We start from the raw sequence: 15374 nt of genomic DNA, 5'->3' as shown, positions 1-15374 counted from the left end.
CTGCAGGCAATAAGTGACTGAAGTCACCGAAACACGCATCCTGTGCCGATGACCGGCAAGAGAGAAACCAAAAAGCGTGCGGTTCGCAAAGCCCTCTATGACGCGGCCCTCACACTGATCGAACGGGATGGCTATGACGCCGTCAGCGTCGACCAGATCGTTGTGGCAGCCGGCGTGGCCAAAGGAACCTTCTTCAATCATTTTCCCGGCAAGGCCGACCTGATCGCCGAATGGTATTCAGATGTCATCGCGCGGACACGCATCGAACCGCCGGAGCTGACCGGCGCGCCCCTGCCCCGGCGCCTGACCGCATTGGCCCTGCGCAGTTCAGACCTTGCAGCAGCCTCCCCGCGGATGTGGCAGGCCAAACACATGCATGCGGTTGCGACACCGTCCGTCCAGGCTGCCGAGCGCCAGGCTGACCAGCAAGTTGCCACAGACATTGCGGGAATGATTACCGCAGCCCGTGATACCGGCGCACTTCCCGCCTCGACCGATGCGGCAGCCATGGCGGATCTGGTTGTAACTCTGGTGACAGGCTCGATTCGCGAATGGCTGACTTCGGGTCAGGACGGCCCGCTGGAAGACCGGGTGGAAAAGCGTCTGTCGCGCCTGTGTGCGCTGGCAGGCTATCAAGCCCTTGCCGGGGAGCCAGCAGATCGCTAAAAGATGACCATAGTCATTTTTTGAGCTTTCCATGTCCCGACCTTCTTCTCTTGCGATCTGTGCAGCTCTGATCCTGGCCGCCTGCAGCGAGACCTCCTCGCTCGCCCAGCCTCGACAAATCTTCGACGGCAACGGCACAATCGAGCCGGCGCGCGGCATCTGGCACTCGGCCGAGTATGGCTGGATCCTGGAGATCGAAGCGGACGGAATCACGCGCTGGCAGGACACGCCCGCCGGCTGCTACGCCAGCGCGCAGGACGGTCCGACCCTGATGAGCCAGGTGGAGTATCGCTACATCACGCCGCTGGGTCCGGACCGCGCGAAATTCGAATATCTTCCCAGCGACGGCAATACGGTTTTCGAACGGCTGGATGCCCTGCCGGAGACGTGCGGTGCACGAGACCTTTCAGGCCGGCGCGCCACCTTCAATGTCTTCACCTCGATTTTCGAACGCCACTACGCCTTCTTCGAACGCCGCGGCGTCGACTGGCCGGCCCCGGTCGCCGAGGCACGGCCCCGGCTGAGCGACGACATGAGCGATGCGGACTTCTTCGCTCTCCTCGCCAGCCTGATCGAACCGCTGGGCGACAGCCACACCAAGCTGATTGCAGAATTCGACGGCGAGCGTCATCGCGCCCAGTACGGGCTGGGGACCACCCTGCCCATGATCGCCGGCGGTATTGGTGAAATGCCCTGGCTTGCCGGTCTGATCGACCAGACGCTTGGAGAGGTTCTCGATCCGGGCGCGCGCCATATCGGCAATGACCGCGTCATCACCGGCATGGTCGATGACCGTGTCGGCTACGTCCAGATCTTCACCATGGGCAGCTTCACCGACACGGAGCCTCCCGGCACGCCGGAATGGGCCGCCGCCGAGCTTGCTGCCCTGGACACCATGCTGGACGAAGCGCTGACCGGGTTTGCCGACGCGGATGCTGTCATCCTCGACCTGTCCAACAATCGCGGCGGCTATGACGCGGTCACCCGTGCGATCGCCAGCCGTTTTACCGACACGCCCTTCACCGGTTACACTGTCCGCACGGGCTGGAGCGATGAGCCGGACGCGATCTATCACATCGAGCCGCACGATGGGCCGCGCTATACTGGGCCGGTCTATGTCCTGACGAGCGATGTTACGGTGTCCGCCGGCGAGATCACGACGATGATGCTGCGGCAATTGCCGAATGTGACGCAGGCCGGCGCCACGACGCGCGGTGCTTTCTCGACCCCGCTGGCCAAACCGCTTCCCAATGGCTGGTATGTCGAGCTGGCGAACGAGATCTTCGCTGACGCCGAAGGCGTGGTGCACGAGGGGCACGGCCTGGAGCCGGAGATTCCGCTCGAGGTCTTTGCCGGGGACGATCCTGTCGGGTCACACGGGCGGGCTGTGGAGGCCCTTGCGGGACACGCGCTCGCCCGCCTCGACTGATGGCCTAGCCTGCCGTCAGCGCAGCAGCGACGCGCTCGGCGGCCGCTTCGTCCTGACCCATCGCTTCGAGCGCACGGGCGGCAATATGGCGGGCATTGAGGCCGGCCTCTTCATACATATTGAAGGGCGTATCCTGATCCTGGAAGACGTCCGGCAGGGTCATGGTACGGATCTTGAGCCCGCGGTCCAGCGCGCCCTTTTCGGCCAGCATGTGCAGCACGAACGCACCGAAGCCGCCGCGGGCGCCCTCTTCCACCGTGATCAGGACTTCATGCTCGCGCGCCAGGCGCAGGATGAGGTCCTCGTCGAGCGGCTTGGCAAAGCGCGCATCGGCGACCGTGGTGGAAAAGCCCTGCGCCGCCAGCGCGTCGGCAGCCTTCAGGCTCTCGCCCAGACGCGTTCCCAGCGACAGGATTGCGATCCGTGATCCTTCGCGCACGATCCGGCCCTTGCCGATCTCGAGCGGCTCGATGACGTCCGGCATTTCGATACCGGTGCCATTGCCGCGCGGATAGCGGAAGGCAGACGGGCGGTCGTCGATCTGCGTCGCGGTCGCCACCATGCGCGACAGCTCCACCTCATCGGCTGCCGCCATCAGCACCATGCCGGGCAGTTGCCCGAGATAGCCGACATCGAACGAGCCGGCATGCGTACAGCCATCGGCCCCGACGAGACCCGCGCGGTCGATCGCGAAGCGGACCGGCAGGTTCTGGATGGCCACATCGTGGACGACCTGGTCGTAGCCGCGCTGCAGGAAGGTGGAATAGATCGCCGCGAAGGGTTTCATGCCGTCGGCCGCAAGACCGGCCGCAAAGGTCACCGCATGCTGCTCGGCGATGCCGACATCGAACATGCGCTCGGGGAAGCGTTCGCCAAACAGATCTAGGCCGGTGCCGCCCGGCATGGCCGCAGTGATCGCCACGACGCTGCTGTCGGCCTCGGCCTCGCGGATGAGCTGCTGCGCGAAGACCTTGGTATAGGAGGGCGGGCCGCCCTTGGACTTCTGCTGCTCGCCGGTCACGACATTGAACTTGGCCACGCCGTGATACTTGTCGTCGGCCGCTTCGGCGGGCGCATAGCCCTTGCCCTTCTGCGTGACGACGTGAACCAGTACCGGGCCATTATCGCCGTCGCGGACATTGCGCAGCACCGGCACGAGCTGGTCAAGATCATGGCCGTCGATCGGGCCGACATAGCGAAAGCCCATCTCTTCGAAGAGGGTGCCGCCCATGGCCATCCCGCGCATGTATTCCTCGGCCCGGCGCGCGGCCTCCTCGACATGCAGCGCCTTGGCCACACCCTTGCCCAGCTTGCGCAAGCTCCGGTAGCTCTTCGAGGAGACCAGCCGCGCAAAATAATGGCTCATCGCGCCGACCGGCGGGGCGATCGACATGTCATTGTCGTTGAGGATAACAATCAGGCGGCCGCCGATATGGCCCGCATTGTTCATTGCCTCATAGGCCATGCCGGCCGACATCGAGCCATCGCCGATCACGGCGATGACGTTACGGTCTTCCTGCTTGAGATCGCGGGCCACGGCAAATCCCAGGCCGGCCGAGATCGACGTCGAGGCGTGGGCCGCACCGAACGGATCGTATTCGCTTTCAGCCCGCTTGGTGAAACCGCTCAGCCCGCCGCCCTGGCGCAGGGTGCGGATACGCTCGCGGCGGCCGGTGAGGATCTTGTGCGGATAGCACTGATGCCCGACATCCCAGATCAGCGTGTCGCGCGGCGTGTCGAAAACATGGTGCAATGCCGTGGTCAGCTCGACCACACCCAGACCGGCACCCAGATGTCCGCCCGTGACCGAGACCGCATCGATCGTCTCCGCGCGCAGTTCGTCGGCCAGCTTGCGCAGCTGGTCGACCGAGAAGTTGCGCATGTCGGAGGGATCTCGGACCTGGTCGAGGGTCGGGGTGGTGGGTGCCATACGGGTCCAGCCTTTCACGAGCGCCGGTCGAGGATGAAGTCGACGGCCTCTCTCAAAACATCTGCTCGCGCGCCGAAGGGTTCAAGGTGTTCCTTGGCCTGTGCGGCCAAGTGCCGCGAACGGTCCCGCGCGCCTTCCACCCCCAGAATGGTGACGAAGGTGGCTTTTCCTTGACCGGCGTCCTTGCCGGCCGCCTTGCCCATCTCCGCCTGGTCCCCCGTCGCATCCAGAAGGTCGTCCGTGATCTGATAGGCCAGTCCGAGGTCGTGAGCAAATCCTTCCAGCGCCCGGCGGATATGATCTTCCACCTCTCGCAGGATCGTGCCGATCTCGACGGCATAGTTGATCAGCGCGCCCGTCTTCATGCGGTGCATACGCGTGACGACCGAAATGTCGAACTGTTCCGTCTCGGCGCGGATGTCGATCATCTGGCCCCCCACCATGCCATAGGGGCCGGAGGTGCGGGCGAGACGCTCGACCAGGCGCGAGCGCACACTGCCGCGCTGATGGGTGTCCGGGTGGGCCAGTATTTCGAACGCCACCGACTGCAGGGCATCGCCGGCCAGAACAGCCGTCGCCTCATCATAGGCCTTGTGGACCGTGGGGCGGCCCCGGCGCATGTCGTCATCATCCATGCAGGGCAGATCGTCGTGGATCAGCGAGTAGGCGTGGATGCATTCCAGCGCGCAGGCCGCGCGCAGGACGCCGCGTTCGTCGGCATTCACCAGCCGCCCGGCCTCGACCGCCAGGAAGGGACGCAACCGCTTGCCTGGCCCCAGCGCAGCATAGCGCATGGCCGAGTTGAGATGCGCTTCGGGACCTTCCGCGCGCGGCAGCAGGGCATCCAGCGCCACGGTCACCCGGTCGGCAGTTTCGTTCAGGCGTTGTTCGAAAGAATCCATTCCGCAGCCCTAATGCATCCGCGCGCCGTTCGGCACGGGCTTGTCCGGCGCCAGAAGGATGATCGCTCCGTCCGGATCGGACGCCCCGAGAACGAGGACTTCCGACTGGATCGGGCCAATCTGGCGTGGCGGGAAATTGGCGACAGCAAGCACCTGACGGCCCACCAGGTCTTCCGGCTTGTAGTGCACGGTGATCTGGGCCGAGCTTTTCTTCTCGCCCAGCTCGGGACCGAAATCGACCCACAGCTTGATGGCGGGTTTGCGCGCTTCCGGGAAGGCCTCCGCACGTAAGACGGTGCCGACGCGGATATCGAGCTTCAGGAAGTCCTCGATCGTGGCGAGCGGTCCCGCCTCATCATCCTGCGCCATGTCAGTCGAGCCCGGCCGGTTCGGTGGCCGGCTGGCCGTCCTCGCCCCGCACGATCTTCTCGACCTTCAGCTCAGCGGTCTTCAGCTTGCCTTCGCAATGCGCCCGCAGGGCCGCACCGCGCTCATAGATCTGGATCGACTTTTCAAGCTCGACTTCGCCCGATTCGAGCTGCTGCACGATGCGCTCGAGCTCGGCGAGTGCCTGTTCGAAACTCAGCGTCTCGATGTCGGATAGCGGCGTTTCGGACATGGCTTCCTCTCTTGTCGGGGCAGCATAGAAAGCGGACTCAGGTGCGGCAATGCCGCGATTGCGGGCTCAGCGCGGCCGGTACTCGTAGCGGCGCCAGGACCAGTAGGTATCACCGCCATCGCGGACACACACCCAGCCGGACCCGCGCAATTGCGGACGCAGCATGCGGTTGAACCAGCCATGGGCGCACAACACAACCGGTCCGGCTGCAGCCGCTTCGATCAGCTGGTCGGCGGCCTGCCGCGCCCGGGCCTCGGCATCGGCCCGACTTTCCCGGCCGCGGGACCAGCCCATCCACCAGGAGCAACGCGCAAACACGCCCCAGGTCTTGGCCATGAAACGCCCCGGCATGGGCGGCGGCGGCAGTTCGGCCTCGATGAAGACCGGATCGATAACCGGCGCCCGGTCCGGTGACACAGCCTGAGCCGTCTCGATGGCGCGGCGCAGGGAGCTGGCAAAGACGGTGTGCGATTCTGCAGCAGCCTGGATCAGCGCGTCGGGCGCAGACTGCCCGTCGACCAGCCCCGCGGGCTGATATTCATTATCCCACCAGTCCTCGTATCCGCGCCAGTCGAGCCAAAGCTCGCGATTGGCGTCCGGACGGCCGTGGCGGGCGATGGTGATACTGCCCGGCGAGAGGCTCTGGAGATCATTGCAGGAACGGGTCATCGGGGTCGCACGGGGGAGGGTCAGCCAGCCGGTACGCCCCGTCGTTACCCGCCGACACTTCAATCCTGTGATGACGGGGAAGGCCCGCCCGCTCAGGCCCGGGCAAGCGCGCGGACAAAGGCCGCGGCCGACCGGCCCAGTGCCGGGCAGTCGTATCCGCCCTCCAGCACGGAGACAAGCCGCGAATGCGCAAATTCCGACGCCAGGGCAGCCAGGCGTTCCGCCGCCCAGGCATAGTCCTCGTCGATCAGGCCCAGCCCGCCAAGCGGATCATCCGCATGCGCATCGAAACCGGCGGAGACCAGGATCAGCGCTGGCTTTGCCCTGTGCAGGGCCGGAACGATCTCGGCTTCGAAGGCAGTGCGCCAGGCCGCGCCGTCGGTCCCGTCGTGAAGCGGGACATTCACGACATTGCCGCCAAGGCCGGTTTCGCCACGGTGTCCGGTGCCCGGATAGAGCGGCGACTGGTGCAGCGACGCAAACAGCACCCGCTCATCGCGCTCGGCCAGGCATTGCGAACCATTGCCGTGGTGCACGTCGATATCGACGATGGCGACGGATGGCAGGCCGTGGACCTCGAGCGCATGCATGGCGGCGATGGCAATGGTGTTGAACAGGCAGAAACCCATCGGGCGGTCGGGTTCGGCATGATGGCCCGGCGGCCGCGCCAGCAGGAAGACCGCCCCCTGCCCGTCCCGGATCACCGTATCGACACCAGCAATGGCCCCGCCGGCCGCTGACAGTGCAGCCCGCGCCGACTGGCCGCAGACGATCGTGTCCGGGTCCAGTCCGACAAAGCCCTCGACACCCGCCTCGGCACAGGCGGTCAGCACGCGGTCGACATGCTCGACCGTATGAAAGCGCGCCAGAGCCTCAACCGGCGCCGGCTCGGCTTCCGCCCAGACCGTGCCGGCAATCCCGGCCAGGGCCTCACGCACTGCGGTATAGCGGCCGTCATGCTCGGGATGCCCGTCAGGCAAACGATGGGCGAGACTGTCGGGGCTGTCGATGAGGGTCGTTTTCATGGCCATCTGTCCGCTGGCTGCTGCGCCCCACACCCTAGCGGAGACGGGCGCACTGTGCAGCTGCGGAACGGGGCGGCGTTGCAGCCGTTGCGACACTGACGGGTGTCATCACCCCTTACCCAGACTCAGCCACGCCCCAATGGAGGCTTCCATGACGTCACGCATTCTCATCCTCACCACATCCCACGGCACACTCGGCGAGACCGGCAAGCCAACCGGCTTTCACTGGCAGGAACTGTCTGACCCCTACTGGGCTTTCCGGGATGCCGGCAACACGGTGGAGATTGCGAGCGTTCATGGCGGTCAACCGCCGGCCGATCCCGGCTCGGATGACGGCGAAGGCAAGCGCCCCCCATCCGTGCAGCGCTTCATGGATGACGCGGCCGCCATGCAGGCCCTGACGCATTCGCTCCCTGCGGCGGATCTGAAACCCCGCAGCTATGACGCCATCTACCTGCCGGGCGGCCACGGTACGATGTGGGACCTGCCCGACAGCGAGGCGGTCGGCGAGTTGATCGGCAAGGCGTGGGAGGCCGGCGCCATCATCGCGGCGGTCTGTCATGGCCCGGCCGGCTTGGTGGGCCCAAACTCGGCGACGGCACGCCTCTTGTGAAAGGCAAGCGCGTCAACAGCTTCACCGATGCCGAAGAGCGCAAGGTCGGGCTGGACGAAGTCGTGCCCTTCCTGCTGGAAAGCCGCCTGCGCGAACTGGGCGCGGTGTTCGAAGGCAATGACGAGGCGTTCGGACCCCATGTCGCGCACGATGGCCGTCTGATCACGGGGCAGAACCCGGCCTCGAGCAAGCCGCTCGCAGACCAGGTCCTCACCGCACTCAAGAACAGGCAGTCGGAACCGGCCTAGCGCGCCGTAGCTACGGCAGGCCTAACCGCTGACAGCAGCGATCTGCGGGGCCTGCCGGCGCCGGGTCGGCGTCGGCAACAGCACGACATTCTCCATGAACTGGCTGTAGTCGCACAGGATTTCCTCACCCTGGGCGATGTCCCGCACAGCCACGCCGCTTCCGTCAGCCGCCGAGAAATCAAGATTCGGCGTGCTGGAATGGTTCAGGAAACGGGCATGATCGCCGTCGAGCAGATAGCCGTTCAGGCCGCGGTCAAAATAGGCGTAGCGCTGGATATAGCCGCGATAGACCGGCGGCCGTTCGGCCAGTTGCGCCTCGGTAAGCACGAGATCGGTCGCCGGATCGAGGGTCCACATCAAGGTGCCCTTGCGGATCCGCCTGACGGCAAACACGCCCAGCCCTTCCAGCGGGCTGGGTTGAAGATAGGTTTCGACCAGAAGCATAGGTCTGACACTCCGGCCGGCCGCGTCGACGGCCGGCGAGAATGAAGCGGCCGGATCAGCCGGCCGCAGAGTGCGACGCTCCAACGCTCATATTGGCGAATTTTTGCGCGATGCAAGCGGTATTTTAAACCCGGGCGATGACCGCCCCGGCATCAATGCCCCAGCGTAACATTCATGATCTTCACGCCCGGCGGTGCGGGTACATCTTCCGGCACGAAGAAGTCCGGCAGAAGCTCGATGGCCGGGTCGTAGGAATACTTGTCCAGATCGCGCTCGCCCTCCTCCCAGAGGAAGGTGTCGTCGATGATGAAATTGCCGGTGAATTCGGCCGCCGGCTTGTTCAGCACGGCATAGGCCGTATCGGCCAGGATCTCCGGCTTGCGGCAATTCTTCATCGCCTCTTCGCCGGCCAGCACGTTGGAGATCGCGGCTGTCGCAACGGCTGTGCGCGGCCAGATGGCATTCGCGCCGATCTTGCCCTTGAACTCCTCGCCCCAGCCCAGGATGCACAGGCTCATCTGGTATTTCGCCGAGGTGTAGGCGACATGGGGTCCGAACCACAGGCCGCGCATGTCCAGCGGCGGTGCCAGGGCGATGATGTGCGGATTTTCCGCCTTCATCAGGTGCGGCAGGCATTTCTGGGTGGTCAGGAAGGTGCCGCGGCCATTGACCTGGTGCATCAGGTCGTAGCGCTTCATCGGCGTATCGGCCGTGCCCCGCGGAAAGATCGCCGAGGCATTGTTGATCACGGCATCAATCCCGCCGAAACGGTCGACGGCTGCGGCCACGGCCGCTTCCACTTCGTCCTCATGACGAATATCGCACTTCACCGCCAGCGCCTGACCGCCCGCTTTCTCAATCGCTTCGGCGGCCGTATGGATCGTCCCCTCAAGGCGCGGATCCGGTGTGTCGGACTTTGCGGCGATAACAATATTGGCGCCGTCGCGCGCGCAACGCTCGCCGATCGCCAGGCCGATACCGCGGCTGGCACCCGTGATGAAGATCGTCTTGCCCTTGAGGCTCATGGCCGTGTCTCCCCGGAATGTGTGTCCGGCGAGGGTAGAGCGCCGCTACAGTCCGCGCCAGACCCGACCGCGCGGGCAATACAGCCCGTCTTCGCGCCGGCACTGTTCGAACGTGTACAGAACGGTCTCGGCGCGGCCGACAATATTCTCGAAACGCACGAAGCCCGGCCCTTCCGGCGCACGGCTGTCGACCGAGTTGTCGCGATTGTCGCCCATGAGGAAGACATGCCCGGCCGGCACGACTTCCGGCCCGTACGCGTCCAGCCAGTTATTGTCGCCGCGCTCGTAGATCGGGTGAACGCGGCCGCCGGGCAGGCGCTCTTCGTACAGGCGTACATGCACCGCGTCGCTCGGAGCAGCATGCTCCCGATAGGTCCGCTCCTCGACCAGCGTGCGCGCGACCGGTACGCCATTGATGAAGAGGCGTCCGTTGCGCATCGCCACGATATCGCCAGGCACGCCAACGACTCGCTTGATCAGGGTCAGATCCTGGCGGTCGTCCCACAGCACCACGACATCGCCGCGGCGCGGACTGCTCCAGCCGATACGGCCGTCCCAGCTGTCCGGCAGGAGATTGCCCAGCCCCAGCGGCAGGGTGTGGCGCGAATACCCATAGGCCCATTTCGACACCACGATCCGGTCGCCAACTTCCAACGAGGGCTGCATGCTCTCGGACGGAATGTAGTAGGTCGCAAAGGCGAGCGAGGTGAAGCCGAACCAAACCGCCGCGACGCCCGCGAACATGTTTACCGCCTCGCCGATCTCGGCCCCGATCCGGGCGGCCCGGATACGCAGGCGCCGGAGCGAGCGCTGCCTCATGACCTAGAGACCTTGCCAGACCCGGCCGCGCGGGCAGTAAAGCCCGTCTTCGCGGCGGCAGCGCTCGAAGGTGAACAGCACCGTCTCTGCCCGGCCGACAACATTCTCCAGCGGCACGAGGCCCGGCCCGTTCGAGGCCCGGCTGTCATTGGAGGCATCCCGGTTGTCGCCCATCACGAACACCGTACCCGGCAGGATCGTTACCGGCCCGTAGCTGTCGAGCTGATAATTGTCACCACGCTCATAGATCGGATGATCCCGGCCGCCCGGCAGGGTTTCCTCGAAGAGCGTCGCGGTGACGATATTGTCACGCGGGTGATCCCGGTAGGAGCGCGCTTCGACGAGTTCGCGCGGCACCGGCTCACCGTTCAGGTAGAGCTGGCCCTGGCGCATCTCGATCACATCGCCCTCGATACCGATCACGCGCTTGATCAGATTGCGCGGCGGCGACTGGCGCTCGTCGCGGAAGACGACGACATCGCCGCGCTGCGGGTTGTGCCAGGCCAGGCGGCCATCCCAGCTGTCCGGCAGCATGTAGCCGATGCCCAGAGGCAAAGAGTGGACCGAATAACCATAGGCCCATTTGGACACCAGAACCCGGTCGCCCACTTCCAGCGAGGGCTGCATGCTTTCCGACGGGATGTGAAAGGCGGCAAAACCGAAGGTCACCAGCCCCAGCCAGACGGCCGCCACACCGGCGACAAAGCGCACGGTTTCCACAATCTCGCTCGCAGCCCGGCCTGCCAGGCGCTTCATCAAGGCACTCATTTCAGTTTAACCGCCGTTCCGTAGGCCAGGATTTCCGCCGCGCCTTCCATCACCGACGAGGTCGACATGCGGACGGTGACGATTGCATCGGCGCCGAGTTCCCCGGCGTGTTTCGCCATCCGGTCGAGCGCTGTCTCGCGCGCTTCGGACAGGAGATCGGTGTATTCGGGAACTTCACCGCCGACGATATTGCGCAGGCCTGCAATGAAATCGCGGCCGAAAAAGCGGGCCCGGACGACATTGCCGCGCGCGATACCGACCACACGGTCGATCTCACGGCCCGGCACGGCGTCAGCCATGGTGACAATCAGACTCATTCCTCGTCTCCGTCTTCGAACACGATCCGGTTCTCCCGTGCGCGCAGGAACATGATTGCCACGCCGGCAGCCGGCATGCCTGTGACCAGCAGCCAGAAACCGCTCACCGGGTAGGGCAAATACCAGCGGCCGATCAATCCGGCTGCCAGCAGAATGACATACCCTGCGATCCCGCCGAGAAGCAGGACGAAACCGGCATGGTCCAGGAAACGCGCCAAGGGCACCCGAACACCTCCCGTGCTCACGCATCAGCCTTCCGAATACGTCGAAACGCCGTCACAACCAAGGCTTGGGCGCGGAGATGACAGCATTTTCAGCCTGCCGTGGCTTCGCCGCCGCAGCCACGCGGCGCGAAGACGGGGGACGGCAAGATGTCACATCCCCTGTCCGGTGCCGCGCTTTGGCCATCTTCATGGGAAAGGATCGGTGACATGAACCAGACGATCTATGAACCGACCTCAACGCCGGCCGCCGACCGGGACGACCGCCTTCTGGCGGGGCTGAACTATGCCCTGCTGATCGTCGGCAACATCATCGGCGTATCCAGCCTTGTCGCCGTGATCATCGCCTATGCCCGCCGCGACGGCTCCCCGCACTGGCTGCAATCCCACTTCACCTACCAGATCAAGAGCTTCTGGGCCGCCATCGTCGGCATTGTGGCTTGCACGGTCATGGTGCTCACAGTGATCCTGGCGCCCTTCGGCCTGATCGGCTTTGCCCTGATCTGGGTATGGATGCTGGCGCGGTCGATCGTGGGACTGGTCCGCCTTGTGGACGGACGCGGCCACCCCGACCCGCACGGCATGTGGATGTAGGGCGGGCCGGCGTCAGACGCCGAAGCCCACCTCGTCAATCATCTCCGAACCCATGGTGACGTCGTCAACGCGCGATGGCGCCAGCGTCATCACCGCTTCGGCATAGAAGTTCGCCAAGGCGATACGCTGGGCCGCGAAGGCGGGGTCACCGATATTTTCCTTCTGACGCCGGCGGGCTGCGACGGCCCCGACGCACAGCAGCCAGCCCCCGATCGTCTCGCCCGCCAGGGTGAGGAAAGGCGTCGCGCCGGCCAGCCGATCCTGCATGTCGACCTCTTTCAGCCAGTCGACCGCTTCTCGCATGGCATCCAAACTGTCCTGCAGGCGATCGCCGAGCGGCGGCAGGTCCGGATGCGACGAGGTCGTGCAGGCCTCGATGGTCTGGACGATGTCCGAGAAGAGCTCGTCAAAGGCCGCGCCGTCATCCATGTTCAGCTTGCGGCCGACAAGGTCGATGGCCTGAATGGCATTGGTGCCTTCATAGATCGGCGTGATACGGGCGTCGCGCAGATGCTGGGCCGCGCCGGTTTCCTCGATATAGCCCATCCCGCCATGGACCTGGACGCCCAGCGAAGCGACCTCGACACCGATATCGGTCGACCAGGCCTTGGCGACAGGGGTGAGCAATTCCTCACGGCGCTTGGCCGCGGCGCGCTCGTCGGCATCATCGGCATGCTCGGCCATGTCGGTCGCCACGGCGCAAGACACACAGATCGCGCGCGAGGCGGCGATCTTGGCCTTCATCAGCGACAGTGTGCGCTTGATATCCGGGTGATGGATGATGGCATGCGGAGCCGGCCCCTCGGCATCGATGGCGCGGCCCTGCTTGCGGTCCTGGGCATAGGCCAGCGCCTGCTGGAAGGCGCGCTCGGCAATACCGACCCCCTGCACGCCGACATTCAGACGCGCCGAATTCATCATCGTGAACATGCAGCGCATGCCGGCATTTTCACCGCCGATCAGCCAGCCGGTCGCGCCGGTATATTCCATGGTGCAGGTCGGTGAGCCGTGAATGCCCAGCTTGTGCTCGACCCCGATGGCACGCAGATCGTTGCGCGATCCGTCCGGCAGGATTTTCGGCACGATGAAGAGCGAGATACCCTTCGTACCCTCAGGCGACCCCGGCGTCCGCGCGAGCACGAGATGGATGATATTCTCCGCGCAGTCGTGTTCGCCCCAGGTGATGAAGATCTTCTGGCCCGAGATCGCCCAGCTGCCGTCGGCATTCGGCTCGGCCTTGGTTCGCAGCGCGCCCACATCCGAACCGGCCTGCGGCTCGGTGAGGTTCATCGTGGCCGACCACTCGCCGGTGAGCAGCTTGCCCAGATAGAGTTCCTTCTGCTCGTCAGTACCGTGCGCAATCAGCGCCTCGATCCCGCCATAGGTGAGCATCGGGCCGAGACCGAAGGACAGGTTGGCGCCCTGGATCATTTCCAGCACGGCCACGCCCAGCGCCCGCGGCAAGCCCATACCACCCAGTTCGGCCGGAAATTGCAGACCCTGCCAACCGCCTTCGACGAATTGCGCATAGGCAGCCGGAAAGCCGGTCGGCGTGGTGACAGCATCATTCTCGAGCTTGCAGTGCTCGGCGTCGCCGACCCGGTTGAGCGGCGAGAGCACATTCTCGGCCAGCTTGGCCGCCTCTTCCAGAATGGCCGCCGTCAGATCGGAGGTGAAGTCCGGGAAGGCGCCCGTCGCCTTCAGCCCCTCAACAGCCGCTACCTCTTCCAGCGTGAAGCGCATTTCATCCAGCGGTGCGCGATATGTCATGGCCGACCTCCGTCATCATTTTTTTGTGGCCGGAACATAACCCGCCTTCCCGTCGATGCGAATCCGGAAACAGTGTTTTGTCCAGCCCGCGACTTTGTGTGGCTTTTCGGACGCGCAGCCAGCGGGCATATACTGTGAGGAGAGCCGCCCGGCCGGGTGGAAAAGCCCCTGGGGGAGCCAGAACCATGACCGACACGCCACGCTACACCGCCGTCGCCATTGCCCTTCACTGGATCCTCGCAGCCCTGCTGCTCGGCATGGTGTTCTTCGGCTGGTACATGGAAGACCTGCGCGACGGTCTGTTTGCCGGCACCGTGCCGCTGGAAGAGGTTCAGCAGGCCTATAACCTGCACAAGACGACCGGCATTGTGATCCTGGTGCTCTCGCTGATCCGCCTGGCCTGGCGCCTGACTCACAAGACCCCGGGCATCCCCGAAGGCATGAAGCCGTGGGAAAAGCTGGCTGCCCATGCCGTGCACTGGGCCTTCTACGTGCTGATGATCGGCATGCCGATCATGGGCTGGATTGCCGCCTCTGCCTCGGAACTGCCCTCTTTCCTGTTCAACAATCCCGACATGCCGCTGCCGCGCCTGCCGGTTCCGCAAAACGAAAGCCTGCACGAAGTGTCCAGCTCGATTCACGGGGCCGGCGGCTGGCCGATCCTGATCCTGTTCGGCCTGCACGCCGCAGCGGCCCTGAAACACCAGTTTGTCGACCGTGACGGGCTGATCGCCCGCATGATCCCGGTCCTGAAAGGATAAGTCCCGATGTTGCGTTACGCGTTTCTTCTCCCGCTGGCACTCGCTGCCGCTCCGGCCAGCGCCCAGTCCTGGCAGGTCGACCGGGCCGATAGTTCCGTCGGTTTCGAGACCACCGTATCCGGCGGCGCGGTGACCGGAGAGTTTTCTGACTGGTCGGCCGAGATCGTCCTCGACCCGGCCGATCTGGAAAACGCCTCGATTTCGGCCCGCGTGCTCACCTCCAGCGGCACGACCGGCAATGGTCAGATGGACAGTTCCATGCTGTCCAATTCCGGCCTGAACCCGTCGGATTACGAGGCCGCCACCTTTGTCTCCGAGGATATCCGGGCAACGGATGAAGGCTATGAAGCGCACGGCACGCTCGCCATGGCCGGCACCGAGCGCGACATCGTGCTGCCCTTCACCCTGGCCATCGATGGCGGCCGGGCCGTCGCGGACAGCCGCTATACACTCGTCCGCGCCGATTACGGCGTCGGCTCGTCCAGCTGGGGTTCGGCCGCGGCCGAGGTGACCCTTGTGCTGCATATCGAGGCCGATGCGGCCGAGTAGGCTTG

At 65.0% G+C, this 15374-nt stretch carries 20 protein-coding genes; 7 read left to right on the top strand and 13 right to left on the bottom strand.

Going from position 1 to position 15374, the window contains the following annotated elements; genetic code table 11:
• Nucleotides 1–48: 48 nt before the first annotated feature.
• The gene (locus ACXAJV_RS07675) at nt 49–666 is read left to right on the top strand and encodes a TetR/AcrR family transcriptional regulator (protein ID WP_475083833.1); all 618 of its coding nucleotides are present in this window, start codon (nt 49–51) and stop codon (nt 664–666) included.
• A gap of 31 nt (nt 667–697) precedes the next feature.
• Nucleotides 698–2095 carry a S41 family peptidase gene (locus ACXAJV_RS07670; RefSeq protein WP_475083830.1) on the top strand — a complete coding sequence of 466 codons (1398 nt, stop codon included), beginning with the start codon at nt 698–700 and terminating at the stop codon, nt 2093–2095.
• A gap of 4 nt (nt 2096–2099) precedes the next feature.
• Here ACXAJV_RS07670 and dxs read toward each other — a convergent pair whose 3' ends face one another.
• The 6 genes from dxs to ACXAJV_RS07640 all read right to left on the bottom strand — a co-directional run bounded on the left by dxs (nt 2100) and on the right by ACXAJV_RS07640 (nt 7240).
• Nucleotides 2100–4025 carry a 1-deoxy-D-xylulose-5-phosphate synthase gene (dxs, locus tag ACXAJV_RS07665; RefSeq protein WP_475083829.1) on the bottom strand — a complete coding sequence of 642 codons (1926 nt, stop codon included), beginning with the start codon at nt 4023–4025 and terminating at the stop codon, nt 2100–2102.
• 14 nt (nt 4026–4039) lie between these two features.
• A complete protein-coding gene (locus ACXAJV_RS07660) occupies nt 4040–4927 on the bottom strand; it encodes a polyprenyl synthetase family protein (protein ID WP_475083828.1) in 888 nt (295 codons plus the stop codon).
• Nucleotides 4928–4936: 9 nt separating this feature from the next.
• Complete coding sequence (locus ACXAJV_RS07655) at nt 4937–5296, bottom strand: tRNA-binding protein (protein ID WP_475083827.1); 360 nt, start codon at nt 5294–5296, stop codon at nt 4937–4939.
• Nucleotide 5297: 1 nt separating this feature from the next.
• On the bottom strand, nt 5298–5546 hold the full coding sequence (locus tag ACXAJV_RS07650) for an exodeoxyribonuclease VII small subunit (protein ID WP_475083825.1): 249 nt from the start codon (nt 5544–5546) through the stop codon (nt 5298–5300).
• Between the two features lie 66 nt (nt 5547–5612).
• Nucleotides 5613–6215: a histidine phosphatase family protein gene (locus ACXAJV_RS07645; RefSeq protein WP_475083823.1), complete on the bottom strand. Its 603-nt coding sequence runs from the start codon at nt 6213–6215 to the stop codon at nt 5613–5615.
• Between the two features lie 92 nt (nt 6216–6307).
• Nucleotides 6308–7240, bottom strand: a complete 933-nt coding sequence (locus ACXAJV_RS07640; protein WP_475083821.1) for a histone deacetylase family protein — start codon at nt 7238–7240, stop codon at nt 6308–6310.
• Nucleotides 7241–7391: 151 nt separating this feature from the next.
• Between ACXAJV_RS07640 and ACXAJV_RS07635 the strand changes: the two genes are divergently transcribed.
• Together ACXAJV_RS07635 and ACXAJV_RS07630 are read left to right on the top strand one after the other, a co-directional pair.
• Nucleotides 7392–7853, top strand: coding sequence for a type 1 glutamine amidotransferase domain-containing protein (locus tag ACXAJV_RS07635; RefSeq protein ID WP_475083818.1), 462 nt, complete (start codon nt 7392–7394; stop codon nt 7851–7853).
• Nucleotides 7850–8101 carry a hypothetical protein gene (locus tag ACXAJV_RS07630; RefSeq protein ID WP_475083816.1) on the top strand — a complete coding sequence of 84 codons (252 nt, stop codon included), beginning with the start codon at nt 7850–7852 and terminating at the stop codon, nt 8099–8101. The genes ACXAJV_RS07635 and ACXAJV_RS07630 overlap by 4 nt, the downstream gene beginning before the upstream one ends.
• A 21-nt stretch (nt 8102–8122) precedes the next feature.
• Here the strand turns inward: ACXAJV_RS07630 and ACXAJV_RS07625 are convergent, their stop codons facing one another.
• The 6 genes from ACXAJV_RS07625 to ACXAJV_RS07600 all read right to left on the bottom strand — a co-directional run bounded on the left by ACXAJV_RS07625 (nt 8123) and on the right by ACXAJV_RS07600 (nt 11692).
• Nucleotides 8123–8545, bottom strand: a complete 423-nt coding sequence (locus ACXAJV_RS07625; protein ID WP_475083814.1) for an SET domain-containing protein — start codon at nt 8543–8545, stop codon at nt 8123–8125.
• Between the two features lie 152 nt (nt 8546–8697).
• Nucleotides 8698–9570: an SDR family oxidoreductase gene (locus ACXAJV_RS07620; RefSeq protein WP_475083812.1), complete on the bottom strand. Its 873-nt coding sequence runs from the start codon at nt 9568–9570 to the stop codon at nt 8698–8700.
• Nucleotides 9571–9615: 45 nt separating this feature from the next.
• The gene (lepB, locus tag ACXAJV_RS07615; protein WP_475083810.1) at nt 9616–10389 is read right to left on the bottom strand and encodes a signal peptidase I; all 774 of its coding nucleotides are present in this window, start codon (nt 10387–10389) and stop codon (nt 9616–9618) included.
• 3 nt (nt 10390–10392) lie between these two features.
• Nucleotides 10393–11145 (bottom strand): signal peptidase I, encoded by a 753-nt coding sequence (gene lepB, locus ACXAJV_RS07610; RefSeq protein ID WP_475083808.1) that lies wholly within the window; start codon nt 11143–11145, stop codon nt 10393–10395.
• 8 nt (nt 11146–11153) lie between these two features.
• On the bottom strand, nt 11154–11474 hold the full coding sequence (locus tag ACXAJV_RS07605) for a YbjQ family protein (protein WP_475083806.1): 321 nt from the start codon (nt 11472–11474) through the stop codon (nt 11154–11156).
• Nucleotides 11471–11692 carry a hypothetical protein gene (locus ACXAJV_RS07600; protein WP_475083804.1) on the bottom strand — a complete coding sequence of 74 codons (222 nt, stop codon included), beginning with the start codon at nt 11690–11692 and terminating at the stop codon, nt 11471–11473. Before ACXAJV_RS07600 ends, ACXAJV_RS07605 begins: the two co-directional genes overlap by 4 nt.
• A 213-nt stretch (nt 11693–11905) precedes the next feature.
• Here ACXAJV_RS07600 and ACXAJV_RS07595 point away from each other — a divergent pair, with 213 nt between their 5' ends.
• A complete protein-coding gene (locus ACXAJV_RS07595; protein ID WP_271185013.1) occupies nt 11906–12289 on the top strand; it encodes a DUF4870 family protein in 384 nt (127 codons plus the stop codon).
• 12 nt (nt 12290–12301) lie between these two features.
• On the opposite strand, the gene ACXAJV_RS07590 is transcribed toward ACXAJV_RS07595, so the two are convergent.
• Complete coding sequence (locus ACXAJV_RS07590) at nt 12302–14059, bottom strand: acyl-CoA dehydrogenase (protein ID WP_475083802.1); 1758 nt, start codon at nt 14057–14059, stop codon at nt 12302–12304.
• 185 nt (nt 14060–14244) lie between these two features.
• On the opposite strand from ACXAJV_RS07590, the gene ACXAJV_RS07585 reads away from it, so the two are divergent.
• Together ACXAJV_RS07585 and ACXAJV_RS07580 are read left to right on the top strand one after the other, a co-directional pair.
• Nucleotides 14245–14820: a cytochrome b gene (locus ACXAJV_RS07585; RefSeq protein WP_475083800.1), complete on the top strand. Its 576-nt coding sequence runs from the start codon at nt 14245–14247 to the stop codon at nt 14818–14820.
• Nucleotides 14821–14826: 6 nt separating this feature from the next.
• The gene (locus ACXAJV_RS07580) at nt 14827–15369 is read left to right on the top strand and encodes a YceI family protein (RefSeq protein ID WP_475083798.1); all 543 of its coding nucleotides are present in this window, start codon (nt 14827–14829) and stop codon (nt 15367–15369) included.
• The last annotated feature ends 5 nt before the right edge of the window (nt 15370–15374 follow it).

The organism is Maricaulis sp. ABE4_448 (assembly GCF_056160825.1).
The sequence above is the reverse complement of the archived record's forward strand: the minus strand, read 5'-3'. Positions and strand labels throughout refer to the sequence as shown.